The following is a 15633-nucleotide window of genomic DNA, read 5'->3' as shown; positions in this document are numbered from 1 at the left end:
AAGGCCTGGTCGCTGGGGAGCCTCCATGGAACCGGGGGCGCGCGATCGGACTCCGTGGGCATGACCGCGCCGCACCGCACCTCCGAGGACCGGCTGGCCGCCGCCCTGGCCGACCTGGTCCACCAGATCGAGCTCTCGGACTATCGCGACGAGCACGGCCATGCGCTGAGGATGAACGTCGCCTACCGAGAAGCCCAGCGGCTGGTGGAGGAGTTCGGCGTCAGCCACGAGCGGCTGTGCGAGGCGCTGGACACCTGCGGCGGGGACGTGGCGGCGCTGGTGCGGCACGTGGGGACGCGGCACTAGCGGGCGTGCCTGCCTCGGCGCCAACTCGCGGCCGATGCGCGTGGTCAACAGGGGAGGGCCGCCCTCCCATTTGGGCTGAAGGCCATGGCGGCATGTCTGCCTGCCTCTGGAGCTTGCTCAAGGACGGCCCGCAGGGCCGCCGCGGGGCGGCCGGCCGGAGGCCAGTCCTTGACCAAGCTCCAGAGCCAGGCTCCGCCGCTGCCGTGGGCTTAAGCCGGATCAGCATCCGGGGGATGCCGGCTCCGTTACGAGGAGGGCCGGACGACGAAAAAGGGCGGCCGTTGGGGCCGCCCTTCTCAGTTCTGTCGCTGACGCGTCAGGCTATTTGCCCACCTTCGACAGCTCGCTCATCAGCTCGGGGATGGCGGACTTGTAGTCGGCCACCAGGCCGTAGTCGGCGACCTGGAAGATCGGCGCGTCGGCGTCCTTGTTGATCGCCACGATCACCTTGGAGTCCTTCATGCCGGCCAGGTGCTGGATGGCGCCGGAGATGCCGACCGCCACATAGAGCTCCGGGGCGACGACCTTGCCGGTCTGACCGACCTGGTAGTCGTTGGGCGCATAGCCGGCGTCCACCGCGGCGCGGCTGGCGCCGACCGCCGCGCCGAGCTTGTCGGCGAGGGGCTCGATGACCGCCTGGAACTCCTCGGCGGAGCCCAGGGCGCGGCCGCCGGAGACCACGATCTTGGCGCCGCCCAGTTCCGGACGGGCCGACTTCACGATCTGCTGGTCGACGAACTTCACCTTGGCCGGAGCGGCCGGGGCGGCGATCGTCTCGACGCTGGCGGAGCCGCCTTCGCCGGCCGCCTTGAAGACGGTCGGGCGGACGGTGACCACCTTCTTGGCGTCGGACGAGGTGACGGTCTCCAGCGCGTTGCCGGCATAGATCGGCCGCACGAAGGTGGAGGCGTCGACGATGTCGATGACGTCCGAGATCGGGGCGACGTCGAGCTTGGCGGCGATGCGCGGGGCGACGTTGCGGCCCTGGGAGGTGGCCGGCGTCAGGATCGCGTCGTAGTTGGCCGCGAGCGGCGTGACGAGCGCGTCAAAGGCCTCGGCGAGGCCCTGGCCGAGCTCGGCGCTTTCGGCGACCAGCACCTTGCGCACGCCCTGGATGGCGGCCGCGGCCTTGGCCACGTCCGCCACGCCCTGGCCGGCGACCAGGACGTCGATGTCCGAGGACAGCTTCTGGGCGGCGGTGACCGTCTTGTGGGTGGCGTCGCGCAGGGACGCGTTGTCGTGATCGGCGATGAGGAGAACGGCCATTAGAGGACCCCCGCTTCGTTCTTCAGCTTCATGACCAGATCGGCGGCGGTCTCGACCTTGATGCCGCCGGCGCGCTTGGGAGGCTCGGTCACCTTGGTGACCTTGAGGCGCGGATTGACGTCAACGCCGGTGGAGGCGAGCTCCTTCACGTCGAGCGGCTTCTTCTTGGCCTTCATGATGTTGGGAAGGCTGGCGTAGCGCGGCTCGTTGAGGCGCAGGTCGGCGGTGACCACGGCCGGCAGGGTGACTTCCAGCGTCTGGAGCCCGCCGTCGACTTCGCGGGTCACCTTGGCCGAACCGCCGGAGATCTCCACCGAGCTGGCGAAGGTCGCCTGCGGCCAGTCGAGCAGGGCGGCCAGCATCTGGCCGGTGGCGGCGTTGTCGCCGTCGATGGCCTGCTTGCCCATGATGACCAGGTCCGGGTTCTCCTCGGCGATCACCGCCTTCAGCACCTTGGCGACAGCCAGGGGCTCGAGGTCGGCGTCGTTGGCGTTCACCAGGATGGCGCGGTCGGCGCCCATGGCCAGCGCGGTGCGCAGGGTCTCCTGAGCCTGGGTCGGGCCGACCGAGATGGCGACCACCTCGGTGGCGGCGCCCTTCTCCTTGAGGCGCACGGCCTCCTCGACAGCAATTTCGTCGAAGGGGTTCATCGACATCTTGACGTTGGCCAGGTCGACGCCGGACTGGTCCGGCTTCACCCGCGCCTTGACGTTGTAGTCAATCACCCGCTTGACGGTGACCAATACCTTCATGGCCTACGCCTCAAAATTTGCATTGCGGAAAAGAGGGGTCGGCAGCGGCATAACGGTTCCGTGGGGCTTTGCAAGTGTTCGCAGGCGCCGCAATTCCGTCGGGAGAGCCGGCTAGCCAGCCGCCCGAGACCGACCTAGAGAAGCTGCATGAACCGCACCATCCCGCGCCTGATGCTCGTCTTCCTGGGCGTCTTCGCCTTGCTGTCGATCGGCGTCGTGGTCTGGCAGGTGGGCTGGGTCAGGCCGATGAAGGAGTGCGAGGCGGCGCGGAAGTGGTGGGATCACGCCGAGCGGGTCTGCGCCACGCCGGTGCTGATCTCGGACATCACCGGCCGCACCATCCAGGACAAGCAGGCGGAGGCGCAGGCGCGCGCCGCGATCGGCCGGCCCCCGGCGCAGGCTCCGGCCCCGAAGTAGCTTGGCTCAGCGGGTCGCGCCGGAGCGCCAGAACACCTCGGCCGCGCCGCGGTCGTTGGCGTAACGGGCGGCCACGAACAGGAAGTCCGACAGGCGGTTGAGGTAGCGTAGCGCCGGCCCGCTGACCGGCTCGCCGGCTTCCACGAGCCGCACGGCCTCGCGCTCGGCCCGGCGGCAGACGGTGCGAGCCAGGTGCAGGGCCGCCGAGGCCGGCGTACCGCCCGGCAGGACGAAGGACGTCAGCTCCGGCAGCTGGCCGTTGAGATTGTCGATCTCCGCCTCGAGCCGGGCGACCTGGTTGTCGCTCATCCGCAGCCAGGCGCCCTCGTCCTTCACCGGCGGGGTGGAGAGGTCGGCGCCCAGGTCGAACAGCTCGTTCTGGATGCGGGCGAGGATCGCGTCGAGCTCGGGGGCGGCCCCAGTGTGCAGGCGCGCGAGGCCCAGGCAGGCGTTGGTCTCGTCGACCGCGCCGTAGGCCTCCACGCGCAGGTCCGCCTTGCTGAGCTCCTGCCCGGTGGCCAGCCGCGTGCGGCCGGCGTCGCCGGTGCGGGTGTAGATGCGGTTGAGGGTGACCAAGGCGGGCGGCTCAGTGGCCGGCGCGCCACCAGACGACGCCCACCAGGATGGCGATCGCCACGGCCTGGGTGACCACGCGCAGGCGCATCAGCTTGTTGGAGTAGGAGCGGCCGAAATCGCCGCCGCGGAACAGGGCATAGATGCCGAGCGCCAGCACGGCGGCGACCACAAGCAGCGCCGCCATGATCAGGTGATTGAGGGTCATGGCCCCAATTTAGGCCGTCGCAGGCTGTTCCGCCATCGAGAACAGTGGTTTACGCCGAACGGTGAAATTGCAGCTTGACTGTTCTGTGATCGATCATGTTCAACGATCCACAGTCAGCGGCAAGCGTCGCAAATCAGCCACACTGAACGAGGATAACCTAGCATCAGCCCCGTTGCGCGACCCGAAGTGGTCAGGCGCGGCAGATCTTCTTGCCAAGGTTGTAGTCAATTTCCCGGATCGCGGAACGGGAATATTGAGCATGTTCAACGAACCAATTCTCCCGCCTGGACGCGCCGGGCGGGAAGCGAGGGACGGCCAGGCGAGATGGCAGCCGGATTTGCGGGAGCCGACCACCGGCCCCGCGCCATCGACTGAAATATGCACAGAACCGGGCGCCTCCCCGCGCCCTCAGAAGGTCAGGATATGAAGCACGTTTCTCCCCTCCAGCCCGCCGCCGAGACCAAGGTGAAGATGCCGACGCGCCGGGCGCTGGCTAAGCAGCAGACCCGCGGCAAGGTGCTCGCCGCCGCGCGCCGGCTGTTCAGCGAGCAAGGCTACGAAGGCGCCACCATCCGCGACATCGCCGCGGCCGCCGGCATGTCCACCGGCGCGGTGTTCGCCAACTTCACCGACAAGTCGGACCTGTTCCGCGAGATCATGCTGACGGATCTCGCCGCCCTGACCGAGGCCATGCGGGAAGCCGCCGGCCGCGGCCGCACCGTCGAGGACGCCCTGCTCAAGGTGTTCACCGCCGGCTACGCGTTCTACAAGACCCAGCTGCCGCTGGCCCGCGCCGCCTTCAGCGTGTCGTGGTCGCCGGACGACGGCCCGGCGCTGCGCAACGCCCAGGGCGTGCAGGAAATGCACCAGCTGTTCACCGAGCTGCTTGAGGCCGCTGTCGAGCGGGGCGAGCTCGGCCAGGAGGCCGAGGTGAAGCTGCGCACGCAGATGCTGTTCGACGCCTACCTGTCGAACTTCCCGCAGGCGATCTTCCAGGGCTGGAGCCTCGACGCCCTGCAGGCCCGCGCGCGCGACCAGATCCGCATCCTGCTGGCGGGCGCTCGCCGCGGCTGAGGCCCGCCAGGGCCGGGGGGCTCGCATGAAGGCTGACGTTGACAAGGCGGGCGTCTCGGGCGCCCGCCGCACCCAGCGGGAAGCGACCCGCAACCGCGTGCTCAACGCCGCCCGCGAGCTCTTCGAGACCCAGGGCTACGAAGGCACCACCATTCGCGAGATCGCCCGCCACGCGGGCGTCTCGGTGGGCTCGGTGTTCACCACCTTCGCCTCCAAGGGCGAGATCCTGTCGCAGGTGATGCAGGACCGGCTCGAGCCGCTCTACGCCGAGCTCGACCACGTCATGCCGCACCTGCGCGGGTCGACCGCCGACCGCCTGAGGACGATGTTCGCCATCCACTTCGCCTTCGAGGCCAGGCGGATGCGGCTGTTCCTGGCGCACATCGCGGCCGCCTACGACTGGACCATGCCGCCCGAGGCGCGGCCCTATGGCAACACACCGAGGCTGCAGGACGTGATCCGGGAGTGCCTGCAAAAGGGTGTGGACGAGGGAGATGTCGATCCCGCCATCGACTTCCAGGAGATCATCGACCTCCTGATGGCCGCCTACGCCTGGACCTACCGGCTGGTGGTGCGCAAGAACGCCGACGCCGCCGAGCTGACCCAGGTGATGGACCGCCAGATCGGTCTGATCGCCGAAGGATTCCGCCCGCGGGCCTGACGCTCAGTTGCCCCCGTCGAGCAGGCGCCGAGCGATGACCTGCGCCTGGATCTCGCCCGCCCCTTCGAAGATGTTGAGGATGCGAGCGTCGGCCAGCACGCGGCTGACCGGCGTCTCGAGGGCGAAGCCCGTCCCCCCGTGGATCTGTACGGCGTTGTCGGCCGCCGCCCAGGCGACGCGCGCGGCCACCAGCTTGGCCATGCCCGCCTCCAGGTCGCAGCGGCGCCCCTCGTCCTTCGCCCGGGCGGCGAACCAGGCCAGCCGCCGGGCCCCGAGGATCTCGGCCGCCATCATGGCGAGCTTGTTGGCCACGCGCGGGAAGCCGGCGATCGGGCCGCCGAACTGCCGGCGGACGAGCGCATAGTCGAGGGCGAGGTCGAGCGCGTTCTGGGCGACGCCGATGGCCCGGGCGGCGGTCTGGATCCGGGCGCTCTCGAAGGTCGCCATCAGCTGGACGAAGCCCTGGCCTGGCTGGCCGCCGAGCAGGTTCTCGTGCGGGACCTCGAAGCCGTCGAAGCCGATCTCGTACTCCTTCATGCCGCGATAGCCGATCACCGGGATCTCGCCGCCAGTCATGCCGGGCGCGGGGAAGGGCGCCTCCACCGTCCCGCGTGGCTTCTGGGCCAGGAACATGGACAGGCCGCGGTGGTCCTTCGACGCCGGATCGGTGCGGACGAGCAGGGTCATCAGGTCGGCGCGGGCGGCGTGAGTGATCCAAGTCTTCGCCCCGGTCACGCGCCAGACGTCGCCGTGGCGCTCGGCGCGGGTGCGCAGGGAGCCAAGGTCCGACCCCGCCTCGGGCTCGGTGAAGACGGCCGTGGGGATGATCTCGCCCGAGCACACCCCCGGCAGGAACCGGGCCTTCTGGTCATCGGTCCCGTGGGCGATGATCAGTTCGGCGGCGATCTCCGAGCGGGTGCCCAGCGAGCCCGTGCCGATCCAGGCGCGCGAGAGCGCCTCCGAGACGATGCACATGGCGGTCTTGCCGAGGCCGGAGCCGCCCCATTCCTCCGGCGCGGTCAGGCCGAAGACGCCGAGCTCCGCCAGCTCCCGATAGAGCGGCAGCGGGATGAGTTCGTCCCTCAGGTGCCAACCGTGGGCATGAGGCGCGATCTTCTCGGCCGCGAAGGCGTGGAACTGGTCGCGGATCGCCTCGAGGGTCTCGTCCAGGCCGCTCGCCTCGAGGGACGGGCGGCCGCGCGCCTCGTCCAGCAACTCGACGATCCGCGCCCGCACCGCCTGGGAAGCGCCCGCGCGCAACTGGTCGATCAGGGGCGTGAGGGGCGCGGGGTCGACGCCGACGTCGGCCGGCCGGAAGATCTCCCCCTGGTTCATGGGCAGGCCGCCGGCCAGCTGGCTGAGGTATTCGAAGACCAGCAGCTGGGCGGGCAGGGCCTCGGCCTCGCCGAGCCGCGGGCCGAGCTCGCGCGCCCAGGCCGCCGTCTGGCGGAGCGTCTCGGCATAGGCCGCCGCCCAGGCGAGGCCGTGGGCGGCGTGCTGTTCGGCGTCGAGGGCGGCGCGGTCCACCCGGCCAGCGGCGCTCACCCTGGCCGACACGGCCTGGCGCAGGTCTTCGACGACGCCGTCGGCGGCGCGGGCGGCGCGGTCGAGCAGGGCAGGCAGGTCGGGCAGGACGAGGGTCATGGGCGATGGTTATAGGCGATGCTTGCCTTGCGTAAGGGAAGCGCGGCTTCTAGGCGGCTCCCCCGGAGGTCCGCATGATCATCGTCCATCACCTGAACCAGTCCCGCTCGCAGCGCATCTTGTGGCTGCTGGAGGAGCTGGAGCTGCCCTATGAAATCAAGCGCTACGCCCGGGACCCCGCCACACGCCTCGCCCCGCCGGAGCTGAAGGGGGTGCATCCGCTGGGCAAGAGCCCGGTGATCACCGACGGCGGGCGCACGGTCCACGAGTCGGGCGCCATCATCGACTACCTGATCCGGCGGCACGGCAACGGTCGACTGGCGCCGGCCACCGACAGTCACGCCTACGACGACTACCAGCAGTGGCTGCACTATGCGGAGGGCTCGGCCATGCTGCCGCTGATGCTGCAGCTCTATGTCAGCCGGATCGGGGACGCCGGCGCGCCGCTGAAGCCGCGCATCGACGACGAGATCGCCAACCACCTGGGCTTCATCGACCAGTCCCTGGCCCGCGGGCCCTGGCTGCTGGGCGAGCACTTCACCGGCGCCGACATCAACCTGAGCTTCGTCGGCCAGGTGGCCGGCATGTTCGGCCGGCTGGGCGGCTACCCCAACATCGCCGCCTGGCTGGAGCGGTGTGCGGCGCGGCCGGCCTTCCAGACCGCGACGGCGAAGGAGGCCGGATAGGGCCGGGGCTCACCGCCAGCCGGGCATGTCCTCGTCCAGCAGGCCGTCCAGGAAGTCGAACACCGTGGCCTTGGTGGAGGCGTGGGTGATCGCCGAGAAGTGGTCGCAGCCGGGCAGACTGACGCCGCGGCCGTAGGGGAATAGCTGGGCGAGCTCCTCGGGGGCGCCGGCGCCTTCGTCGCGCTGGCCGGCGACCACGAGCACCGGCATCGGCAGGGCCGCCATAGCGTCTCGGTCCAGCGGCGGGTTCTGCGCCTGGACGAAGGCGGCGAGCGCGCGCCGATCCTCGCCCTGTTCGTCGGCGAACTGGCGGAAGCTGCGCAGGAACGGATGCTGGATGGTCTCGGGGTCGTCGGCCAGCATGGCCTCGGCCATGACGGTCCCGCGGTCGCTGGAGGGCTGCAGCAGCCGGCCGCCGACGCCCCCCAGGATCAGGTTCGAGAACGGGTCCGGCGCCGCGACCGCAGCCTCCAGGGCGGTGCGTGTGCCCATGGAATAGCCGAACAGATCCACCCGACCGACGTCCAGATGCTCCAGCAGCGCGAGCACGTCGCCCGCCAGCTTCTCGCGCGTGTAGGCCTCCGGCTCGTAGAGCTTGGCGCTCTCGCCATGGCCGCGCTGGTCAAGGGCGATGACGCGCATACGCCGGCGCTCAAAGGCGCCGTACCAGCCGGTGCGCCGCCACCCCTCCGCGCGATTGGAGGTGTAGCCGTGGAGCAGCAGGATCGTGCGCTCCGCGCCGCCCGGCGGCTGGATGTCGTCATAGGCGAGGGTGACGCCGTCCGAGTTCGTGAAGCTGGCCATGGGCTAACGGTAGCCTCACGGCGTCTCGCCGGTCCACTCCCAGTGCCACGGCTCGAAGGGGTAGTTCACGAAGCCGAAGCGGTGGGCGTTGGCGACCAGCCACCGGTAGGTGGGCGTCCGGGTCATGTAGAGGCGGTTGGGATCGGCCGTGGAGTCGGGGCCGTAGCCGGGCGCCTGGCCGACATAGAGGTCCATCGCCAGGCCTGTGCGGTGCGGCGAGCAGCGGGCGCGCACGATGCCGTTGCAGTTGCCGTCACGGGCGCAGCGGGCGGCGTCGTAGGACGGGCTGCGATAAGCCGAGAAGATCGTCAGGTTGCGGTCGTCCGCGGCGATCTCCGGGCTCTCGGCCTTCGCCGCCTCGACCATGGCGCGATAGGCCGCGAAGGCGCCGGGCCGCAGCTGCACCTGCTTGCCGGAATAGCCTTCGCCGGGCCGGTTGGCGGTGAGCCGGGCCTCGCTTGCGGCGGCGGGACAGGCGCCGCGGGTGGCCATCCGCACGAAGATCCGCTTCTGCTGGGCCGCCCCCTTCATGTGCTGGAAGGCCTCTGGACTGACCACCCCGTTGGGGAACAGCCGCTGGTCGCCTTGCCAGGCGGCCAAGGCGGCGGCGAAGCCGGGGCTGTCGGCGGGGCAGGCCGCGCCCACGGTCTGCTGGATCATTGGGAGGTAGATCTCCCAGCCGCGCTCCGGCCGGCCGAAGGGCGCCCAGCGCATGGTCTTGAGGCTGGCCGCGTTGAGCCGGGCCGCGCGCTCCCAGCCGCGCGCGTTCCAGCAGTCGGGACCGCCCGGCTTCGGCGCAGGCGCGATCGCCACCGGCGGCGGCGCCGCCTGGCGTCCCGGGGGCTCGGGTCCCTTGCCGGTGGTCACCCGGACGACCAGCAGGACGAGCAGCACGACGGCGGCCGCGAGCGCGCCCAGGAACTTGAAGACGTCTGACGGCTTCAATCTCACGCCCCATCAAATGCGCATCTCCCGGGCGAGGTCCAAGATGTCCTTTCGCAACGCCGCCCTGGCGGGCGCCTCCCTGCTTCTGGTCTGCGCCTGCAACGAGCCCACGCCCGGGGGCCAAGCGCAAAGCCCTGCGCAGCCGCCGGCGCCGCAGGTGAACACGGCGCCCCTGGCCGTACCGCCGCTGGTGCAGCCCTCGGCCTCGCCCGTCGGCCAGGCGATCGACCGCGCCCAATGGGGCGAGAACCTTTCGGCCGACCAGATGCGACAGCTGTTGGTCCGCACCCAAGTGCTGCTGTCGCGCGCCCGCTTCTCCCCAGGCGTGATCGACGGCCAGGACGGCGACAACCTGAAGGACGCGGTGCTGCACTACGAGCAGGCGAACCGCCTGCCGGTCGACGGCAAGCTCGACGCGGAGGTGTTCCGCCGGCTCGCGACCGACGGCGGGCCGGTGATGACCGACTACGTCATCACCGAAGCCGACGTGAAGGGCCCGTTCCTCCAGAAGATCCCCACGGACTACAGAGACATGGCCAAGCTCGAGCGCGTCGGCTTCACCACGCCGCTCGAGCTGCTGGCCGAGAAGTTCCACATGGACGAGGCGCTGCTGAAGGCGCTGAACCCCGGCGTCGACTTCACCAAGGCCGGGAACACCATCGTGGTCGCCGCGCCCGCGGCCGAGACCCTGCCCTCGGCCGTCGCCCGTATCGAGGTGGACAAGGCCCAGCGGCAGGTGCGCGCCTACGGTCCGGACGGGCGCCTCGTGGCGAGCTATCCGGCGACCATCGGCTCGGCGGAGATGCCCACGCCCAGCGGCCAATGGCAGGTGACGAGCGTCGCCTTCGATCCGGTGTGGAACTACGACCCGTCGAAGCTGAACTTCGGCGACAAGAAGGCCGGCAAGCTCAGCATCAAGCCCGGCCCGAACAATCCCGTCGGCGCGGTGTGGATCGACCTGTCCAAGGAGACCTACGGCATCCACGGCGCGCCCGAGCCGCGCCTCGTGGGCAAGGCCGCCAGCCACGGCTGCGTCCGCCTGACCAACTGGGACGCCCGCCAGCTGGCCAGCGCCGTCAGCAAGGGCACGACCGTGGTGTTCGTGGGCGAAGGCGCGGCGGCTGGGCCGGCGAAGGTCTGATCCAGCTTCCTCTCCCGCTTGCGGGAGAGGGTAGGGTGAGGGCGGCTGGGAGGCGGTGTTCAAGAGCGTTGGACCCGCTTGCACCTGGTCCAACGGGAGCGGCGGCCGAGCTCCCGGCGCCGCCCTCACCGTACCCTCTCCCGGAGGGAGAGGGGTTTCAGACGTGTGCTCTCAGCTCCGCCACCGGAGCACGGCCGGCTCCACCGGGTTGCGGAAGTCGCGGCCCTCGCGACGATGGGCGATCCATTCGCGCTTAAGCGCCTGGTACCACTTGGCCTGGCGATCGGCGTCGTCGATCCACATCAGCGTCGGGTCGTACTTCAGCCCCTGGTTCTGCAGGTCCACCATGTGGCCGTCCTGGCGCAGGAAGGCCCGGGCGCCCGCGCGGATGAACGGTTTGAGCACGCTGAAGGCTGGGTGGTCGGACCAGGCGAGCTGGATCACCCGGGTCTTCGTAGCGGTCACCGGCGTCAGGCAGGTCAGCGAAAGCACCTGGCGGCGGCCGACGGTGATGTGCTCCCAGCGCAGGCCCGGCAGGCGGAAGGTGATCTCGGTGAGCGGCTGGCCCCCCAGGACCGCATAGGCGCGGGAGTTCTTCGAGGGCTCGTGCCGCACCATCGCGAAGCCCGCGTCTCGGGGCTCGAACCGCTTGGCCTTGTCGTGCTGGCTCTTCGACGAGCGCCACCACCACTGCTGGTGCACGTAGGGGCCGTGAGCAGGGTCCATCAGCCCGACCACGGCGTGGTCGATGTGGGCCGCGAAGTCGATGCGGTCCACGAGCCTGGGCGCGCCGCCGACCACGCCGGGGAAGACGGGCGGCGGATGGTCCGGCTCGGCCAGGTCGCTGCCCATCCAGACGAACACCAGCCCCTGGCTTTCCTGGACGGGGTAGCGGCGGACCCGGATGCGCGAGACCTCCATCGCCTGGTCGGCGACCAGCGACGGGATGGCCGTGCAGGCGCCGTCCTGGCCGAACCGCCAGCCGTGGTAGGGACACTCGACCGTCTCGGTCCCCGAGGGCTCGGTGCGGAAGCGGCCGGCCGACAAGGGCGCGGCCCGGTGGGGGCAGATGTCGCGCAGGGCGAAGAGGGCGCCGCCCCGCGAGCGGCCGAGCAGCACGGGCTCGCCGAGCAGCTCGTGGCGGGCCAGCTTGCCGGGCTTGAGGTCGCCGGAGAGCGCGGCGACGTACCAGGTGTCGGTCAGGAACCCCTGGCCGAAGCGCCCCTCGCTGCGCGCGGTCCTCGTCTCGCCGTCGGGCATGGGTGTGGTTTAGCCTCAGCGCACGACGGGCGGAAGGCGCAGCTCATCCTGGTTCGTCCCCGCTCAGCCGGGAAGCCTCAGGAACACCGCGGCGTAGGGCGCGAGGCCGAGGGAGCCGGCGCGGAGCTCCGCTTCGCCGCCCACCGGCAGCAACGCGGCGTCGGCGAAGGCGGCGGCCTGGACGAAGGTGGGCTCGGCGGAGAGGTTGAAGACGCAGGCGATCGCCTCGTCGCCCTGGCGGCGGACGAAGGCGAGGGTGGGCTCGGGCGTCTCCAGGAACTCGATCTCGCCCAGCCGCATGGCGGGCGAGCCCTTGCGGAAGGCGATGAGGGCGCGGGCGCAGGCGAGCACCGAGTCCGGGTCCTGCTCCTGCTCGGCGACCGTCAGGCCGCGGTGCTCGGCGGCGGCCGGCAGCCAGGGCGTGCCGGTGGTGAAGCCGAGCGCCGGGCCGGGCTCCCACGGCATGGGCGTGCGGCAGCCGTCGCGGCCGCTGTCGTAGGGCCAGTAGAGGTCGCCCACGGGATCGCGCAGCTGGTCGCGGGTGAGGCTGGCCTGCGGCAGGCCCAGTTCCTCGCCCTGGTAGATCAGGGTCGTGCCCTTCAGGCTGACCAGCAGGGCGAACAGCATCTTGGCCAGGTCCGGCGGCGCGCCCTTGCCGCCGAAGCGGGTGAGGGTGCGCGGCACGTCGTGGTTCGAGAAGCTGATGGTCGGCCAGTGCGCCGGGTAATCGGCCAGGGTGGCGTAGTGCTCGCGCACGAAGGCCGGCGTCAGCTTGCGGGCCAGCAGCATGACGAAGGTGTAGCCGGAGTGCAGACCTTCCTCCGGCGTGCAGTAGGCGCCGCAGCGGGCCTCCTCCTCCGAGAACTCGCCGAACACGAAGCGCTCGCCGCCATTGCGCCCGTCGTGCGCCTCAACCCGGCGGCGGATGAGCTCCAGCATCTGCACGTTCTCCGGCAGGTTGGAGTCGTGCAGGTGGCGCTGCAGGTTGCCGGCGTGGCCCCAGTGCAGCCGGGTGCGCTCGTCCAGCGGCACGGGCGGGTTGTCGGTCAGCGCCTCGTCGTGGAGGTAGGTGCCGGCCACGTCCAGCCGGAAGCCGTCGACGCCCTTCTCCAGCCAGACGTCCAGGACCGAGAGCGCCGCCTCGCGGGCCGCCGCGTTGCGCCAGTTCAGCTTAGGCTGCTGGCGCAGGAACTTGTGGTGGTAGTGCTGACGCCGCGCCGGCTGGTAAGCCCAGGCGGGCCCGCCGAACACCGAGAGCCAGTTGTTGGGCGCGGTCCCATCGTCCTTCGGGTCGGCCCAGACGTACCAGTCGGCCTTGGGGCCGTCCTTGCCGCCGGTCAGGCTCTCCACGAACCAGGCATGCTCGTCCGAGGTATGGCTGAGCACCTCGTCGAGCACGACCTTCAGCCCCCGGGCGTGGGCGGCGTCCAGCAGGCGCTGGAAGTCCTCAGGCGTGCCGTAGTCGGCCTGGACGCCCTCGTAGTCGGCGATGTCGTAGCCCCAGTCCCGGTTGGGCGAGGGGTGGATGGGCGACAGCCACAGGCCGTCGACGCCCAGGCTCTGGATGTAGTCCAGCTTGGCCATGAGGCCGGGAAGGTCGCCATGGCCGTCGCCGTTGCTGTCGAAGAAGGAGCGGACGTAGACATGGTAGAGGACGGCGCCCTTCCACCACGGCTCGCCCGCCATCTCAGACGTCCGAGGCGTTGGTGATGATCCGGCTGACGAGGCCGTACTCGACGGCCTCCTCGGCGTTCAGCCAGTAGTTGCGCTGGGTGTCCTTGACGATCCGCTCGTAGGGCTGGCCCGTCTCCTTGGCGATCATCCGGTTCACGCGGTCGCGCATCTTGATGATCTGCTCGGCCTCGATCTGGATGTCGGACGCCTGACCGCGCATGCCGCCCGCCGGCTGGTGCAGCATGAAGCGGGTGTTCGGCAGGCAGAGCCGGTTTTCCTTCTTGGCGCCCAGGAAGATGCTGGCGCCCGCGCTCGCCACCCAGCCGGTGCCGATCGCCTTCACGTCCACGCCGCAGAAGCGGATCATGTCGTGGATGGTGTCGCCGCTCTCCACGTGGCCGCCGGGTGAGTTGATGATCATCCGGATCGGCTTGTCGCTTTCGGCGGCAAGCGCGGTGATCTGGGCGGTGACCCGCTCGGCCAGCCGCATGTCGATCTCGCCGAACACGAGCACGGTGCGCGACTTGAACAGGGCGTTCTGGACGGGCCCCGCCGTCATCGGCATGTCGGGCAGGCGGCCCTTGTCCTCGTCGTCGCCGTCTTCGTCGTCCAGACGGCCGGTCCACTGATCGCGCATAGATACCTCTGTAGGTCGCAGGCCTTCGCAGTTATTTGCCCGCGCGGGTTCCGGCAAGGGCCACGGTGCGGATTGTGGCGGATCAGCTGGCGGCGGTCGCGATGAGCCGGGCATAGAACTGCACCGCCTGTTCGAGGTTCCGAAGGGTGAGGTGCTCGTTCGTGCCGTGGATCATGCCCACGTCCTTCAGCGACAATTCCATGGGCTGGAAGCGGTAGACGTCGTCGGCCACGGGCTGGAGGTAGCGGCTGTCGGTGCCCGCCGTGACGAGCGACGGCGCGACCGGCGCGCCGGTGACGGCGCGGGCGGTGGCGGTGATCACCTTCCAGGCCTCCGAGGTGGTGGAGGAGACCGGCGAGGGCTCGTCAGGGGTCTTGGTCCAGGCGAGCGTCACCGGCAGGTCGCCGACCGCGGCCCTGGCGCGCGCCATCACGGTGGCCGAGGTGTCGCCGGGGGCGATGCGGTAGTTGATCCAGGCCGTGGCGTCCTGCGGCAGGACGTTCTCCTTGGGGCTGCCCTTCAGCATGGTGGGGGCGATGGTGGTGTGCAGCAGGGCCGCGCCCGAGGGCGTGGCGCCCACCTGCTTCACCAGCAGCGGCCTGAACAGCCATGCGTTGGCCACCGCCATGCGGACCGCGAACGGCGCGTCCGGCGCCACGTGGGCCAGCATGTCGGCGCCCGGGCCCCGGAAGGCCATCGGGAATGGCTTGTCGGCAATGGCGGTGACGGCGCGGGCCAGGGTCACCACGCCGCCGGCGTCCTTGGGCGGCGAAGACGAGTGGCCGCCGGGCGCCTTGGCGGTCACCACCAGGGTGGCGTAGCCCTTCTCGGCCGTGCCCACGAGGGCGAGCTTGCCGCCAGTCACCGGATTGTCCGAGATCACCGCCAGGCCTTCGTCGAGGACGAACTCGGCGCGAATCCCGCGGGCCTTCAGCAGGGCGGCGGCGGCCCGGGCGCCCCGGCCGCGGACTTCCTCGTCATGGCCGCTGACCAGGATCACCGTACGGCGGGGGCGGAAGCCGCGCGCCGCCAGCGCCTCGATGCCTTCGAACAGGCTGATCAGCGAGCCCTTGTCGTCGATGGCCCCGCGGCCCCAGACCGCGCCGTCGGCGAGCTGGCCGGAGAAGGGGGCGTGCGTCCACTGGGCTTCCGTGCCCGGCGTGACGGGCACCACGTCCTGGTGGGCCATCAGCACCATGGGCTTCAGCGACGGGTCCGAGCCGGGCCAGGTGTAGACCAGGGTGTGGCCGGCCACGACCTCGCGGCGCATGGCGGCGTGGGCGGCCGGGTAGGCCGACTGCAGGAAGGCGTGCAGCCGCTCCCACTCGCCGCGCTGGTCCTCTCGCGGATCCTGATGGCTGACGGTCTGGATACGGATGGCCTCGCCCAGACGCGCCGCGGCGCCCTGGACGTCCACGGCGACGGGCGCCGCCACCGGCACGGCGGCCGCGACGGCGCCGGCGGGCGGCTTGTAGGTCAGGGTGCGGACCAGCACGACGGTCACCACCGCGACCAGCAGCACGAAGACGACGAGCGCGATCTTGCCGAGCAGGCGCATGTGGAGGTCCCCCGATCTCGGGACGAG

General features: G+C 70.7%; 17 protein-coding genes. 6 read left to right on the top strand and 11 right to left on the bottom strand.

Going from position 1 to position 15633, the window contains the following annotated elements; all coding sequences use genetic code 11:
• The first annotated feature begins 60 nt into the window (after positions 1-60).
• Complete coding sequence (locus tag VIL67_RS02035; protein ID WP_332047173.1) at positions 61-306, top strand: hypothetical protein; 246 nt, start codon at positions 61-63, stop codon at positions 304-306.
• A gap of 321 nt (positions 307-627) precedes the next feature.
• On the opposite strand, the gene VIL67_RS02030 is transcribed toward VIL67_RS02035, so the two are convergent.
• Both VIL67_RS02030 and VIL67_RS02025 read right to left on the bottom strand, forming a co-directional pair.
• Entirely contained in the window at positions 628-1572 is a 945-nt protein-coding gene (locus tag VIL67_RS02030) for an electron transfer flavoprotein subunit alpha/FixB family protein (RefSeq protein ID WP_332047172.1), read from the bottom strand.
• Entirely contained in the window at positions 1572-2324 is a 753-nt protein-coding gene (locus VIL67_RS02025; RefSeq protein WP_332047171.1) for an electron transfer flavoprotein subunit beta/FixA family protein, read from the bottom strand. Before VIL67_RS02025 ends, VIL67_RS02030 begins: the two co-directional genes overlap by 1 nt.
• 147 nt (positions 2325-2471) lie before the next feature.
• On the opposite strand from VIL67_RS02025, the gene VIL67_RS02020 reads away from it, so the two are divergent.
• Complete coding sequence (locus VIL67_RS02020) at positions 2472-2741, top strand: hypothetical protein (protein ID WP_332047170.1); 270 nt, start codon at positions 2472-2474, stop codon at positions 2739-2741.
• 6 nt (positions 2742-2747) lie between these two features.
• Here the strand turns inward: VIL67_RS02020 and VIL67_RS02015 are convergent, their stop codons facing one another.
• Together VIL67_RS02015 and VIL67_RS02010 are read right to left on the bottom strand one after the other, a co-directional pair.
• The gene (locus VIL67_RS02015) at positions 2748-3317 is read right to left on the bottom strand and encodes a cob(I)yrinic acid a,c-diamide adenosyltransferase (RefSeq protein WP_332047169.1); all 570 of its coding nucleotides are present in this window, start codon (positions 3315-3317) and stop codon (positions 2748-2750) included.
• Between the two features lie 10 nt (positions 3318-3327).
• Positions 3328-3522, bottom strand: a complete 195-nt coding sequence (locus tag VIL67_RS02010) for a twin transmembrane helix small protein (protein WP_332047168.1) — start codon at positions 3520-3522, stop codon at positions 3328-3330.
• A gap of 423 nt (positions 3523-3945) precedes the next feature.
• Between VIL67_RS02010 and VIL67_RS02005 the strand changes: the two genes are divergently transcribed.
• Together VIL67_RS02005 and VIL67_RS02000 are read left to right on the top strand one after the other, a co-directional pair.
• On the top strand, positions 3946-4596 hold the full coding sequence (locus VIL67_RS02005; protein WP_332047167.1) for a TetR/AcrR family transcriptional regulator: 651 nt from the start codon (positions 3946-3948) through the stop codon (positions 4594-4596).
• A 25-nt stretch (positions 4597-4621) separates the two neighbouring features.
• On the top strand, positions 4622-5257 hold the full coding sequence (locus VIL67_RS02000; protein ID WP_332047166.1) for a TetR/AcrR family transcriptional regulator: 636 nt from the start codon (positions 4622-4624) through the stop codon (positions 5255-5257).
• Between the two features lie 3 nt (positions 5258-5260).
• Here the strand turns inward: VIL67_RS02000 and VIL67_RS01995 are convergent, their stop codons facing one another.
• Positions 5261-6901, bottom strand: a complete 1641-nt coding sequence (locus VIL67_RS01995; RefSeq protein ID WP_332047165.1) for an acyl-CoA dehydrogenase family protein — start codon at positions 6899-6901, stop codon at positions 5261-5263.
• 74 nt (positions 6902-6975) lie between these two features.
• Here VIL67_RS01995 and VIL67_RS01990 point away from each other — a divergent pair, with 74 nt between their 5' ends.
• The gene (locus tag VIL67_RS01990) at positions 6976-7587 is read left to right on the top strand and encodes a glutathione S-transferase family protein (protein ID WP_332047164.1); all 612 of its coding nucleotides are present in this window, start codon (positions 6976-6978) and stop codon (positions 7585-7587) included.
• Between the two features lie 9 nt (positions 7588-7596).
• On the opposite strand, the gene VIL67_RS01985 is transcribed toward VIL67_RS01990, so the two are convergent.
• Both VIL67_RS01985 and VIL67_RS01980 read right to left on the bottom strand, forming a co-directional pair.
• Complete coding sequence (locus tag VIL67_RS01985; RefSeq protein WP_332047163.1) at positions 7597-8391, bottom strand: alpha/beta fold hydrolase; 795 nt, start codon at positions 8389-8391, stop codon at positions 7597-7599.
• 15 nt (positions 8392-8406) lie between these two features.
• Complete coding sequence (locus VIL67_RS01980) at positions 8407-9336, bottom strand: M15 family metallopeptidase (protein ID WP_332047162.1); 930 nt, start codon at positions 9334-9336, stop codon at positions 8407-8409.
• A gap of 43 nt (positions 9337-9379) precedes the next feature.
• Here VIL67_RS01980 and VIL67_RS01975 point away from each other — a divergent pair, with 43 nt between their 5' ends.
• Positions 9380-10477 carry a L,D-transpeptidase family protein gene (locus tag VIL67_RS01975; RefSeq protein ID WP_332047161.1) on the top strand — a complete coding sequence of 366 codons (1098 nt, stop codon included), beginning with the start codon at positions 9380-9382 and terminating at the stop codon, positions 10475-10477.
• A 171-nt stretch (positions 10478-10648) separates the two neighbouring features.
• On the opposite strand, the gene VIL67_RS01970 is transcribed toward VIL67_RS01975, so the two are convergent.
• The 4 genes from VIL67_RS01970 to VIL67_RS01955 form a co-directional block, all read right to left on the bottom strand.
• Positions 10649-11737 carry an aromatic ring-hydroxylating dioxygenase subunit alpha gene (locus tag VIL67_RS01970; RefSeq protein WP_332047160.1) on the bottom strand — a complete coding sequence of 363 codons (1089 nt, stop codon included), beginning with the start codon at positions 11735-11737 and terminating at the stop codon, positions 10649-10651.
• 63 nt (positions 11738-11800) lie between these two features.
• The gene (locus VIL67_RS01965; RefSeq protein WP_332047159.1) at positions 11801-13423 is read right to left on the bottom strand and encodes an alpha-glucosidase; all 1623 of its coding nucleotides are present in this window, start codon (positions 13421-13423) and stop codon (positions 11801-11803) included.
• A gap of 1 nt (position 13424) precedes the next feature.
• Complete coding sequence (locus VIL67_RS01960) at positions 13425-14048, bottom strand: ATP-dependent Clp protease proteolytic subunit (RefSeq protein WP_332047158.1); 624 nt, start codon at positions 14046-14048, stop codon at positions 13425-13427.
• An 82-nt stretch (positions 14049-14130) separates the two neighbouring features.
• The gene (locus VIL67_RS01955) at positions 14131-15606 is read right to left on the bottom strand and encodes a M20 family peptidase (protein ID WP_332047157.1); all 1476 of its coding nucleotides are present in this window, start codon (positions 15604-15606) and stop codon (positions 14131-14133) included.
• Between the last annotated feature and the right edge of the window lie 27 nt (positions 15607-15633).

This window comes from Phenylobacterium sp. (genome assembly GCF_036563385.1).
Classification (GTDB): Bacteria; Pseudomonadota; Alphaproteobacteria; order Caulobacterales; family Caulobacteraceae; genus Phenylobacterium.
The sequence above is the reverse complement of the archived record's forward strand: the minus strand, read 5'-3'. Positions and strand labels throughout refer to the sequence as shown.

Coding starts and splice junctions, on each gene's coding strand:
- VIL67_RS02035 (WP_332047173.1), top strand. CDS start 61: ATGACCGCGCCGCACCGCACCTCCGAGGACCGGCTGGCCGCCGCCCTG.
- VIL67_RS02030 (WP_332047172.1), bottom strand. CDS start 1,572: ATGGCCGTTCTCCTCATCGCCGATCACGACAACGCGTCCCTGCGCGAC.
- VIL67_RS02025 (WP_332047171.1), bottom strand. CDS start 2,324: ATGAAGGTATTGGTCACCGTCAAGCGGGTGATTGACTACAACGTCAAG.
- VIL67_RS02020 (WP_332047170.1), top strand. CDS start 2,472: ATGAACCGCACCATCCCGCGCCTGATGCTCGTCTTCCTGGGCGTCTTC.
- VIL67_RS02010 (WP_332047168.1), bottom strand. CDS start 3,522: ATGACCCTCAATCACCTGATCATGGCGGCGCTGCTTGTGGTCGCCGCC.
- VIL67_RS02005 (WP_332047167.1), top strand. CDS start 3,946: ATGAAGCACGTTTCTCCCCTCCAGCCCGCCGCCGAGACCAAGGTGAAG.
- VIL67_RS02000 (WP_332047166.1), top strand. CDS start 4,622: ATGAAGGCTGACGTTGACAAGGCGGGCGTCTCGGGCGCCCGCCGCACC.
- VIL67_RS01995 (WP_332047165.1), bottom strand. CDS start 6,901: ATGACCCTCGTCCTGCCCGACCTGCCTGCCCTGCTCGACCGCGCCGCC.
- VIL67_RS01990 (WP_332047164.1), top strand. CDS start 6,976: ATGATCATCGTCCATCACCTGAACCAGTCCCGCTCGCAGCGCATCTTG.
- VIL67_RS01985 (WP_332047163.1), bottom strand. CDS start 8,391: ATGGCCAGCTTCACGAACTCGGACGGCGTCACCCTCGCCTATGACGAC.
- VIL67_RS01975 (WP_332047161.1), top strand. CDS start 9,380: ATGTCCTTTCGCAACGCCGCCCTGGCGGGCGCCTCCCTGCTTCTGGTC.
- VIL67_RS01970 (WP_332047160.1), bottom strand. CDS start 11,737: ATGCCCGACGGCGAGACGAGGACCGCGCGCAGCGAGGGGCGCTTCGGC.
- VIL67_RS01965 (WP_332047159.1), bottom strand. CDS start 13,423: ATGGCGGGCGAGCCGTGGTGGAAGGGCGCCGTCCTCTACCATGTCTAC.
- VIL67_RS01960 (WP_332047158.1), bottom strand. CDS start 14,048: ATGCGCGATCAGTGGACCGGCCGTCTGGACGACGAAGACGGCGACGAC.
- VIL67_RS01955 (WP_332047157.1), bottom strand. CDS start 15,606: ATGCGCCTGCTCGGCAAGATCGCGCTCGTCGTCTTCGTGCTGCTGGTC.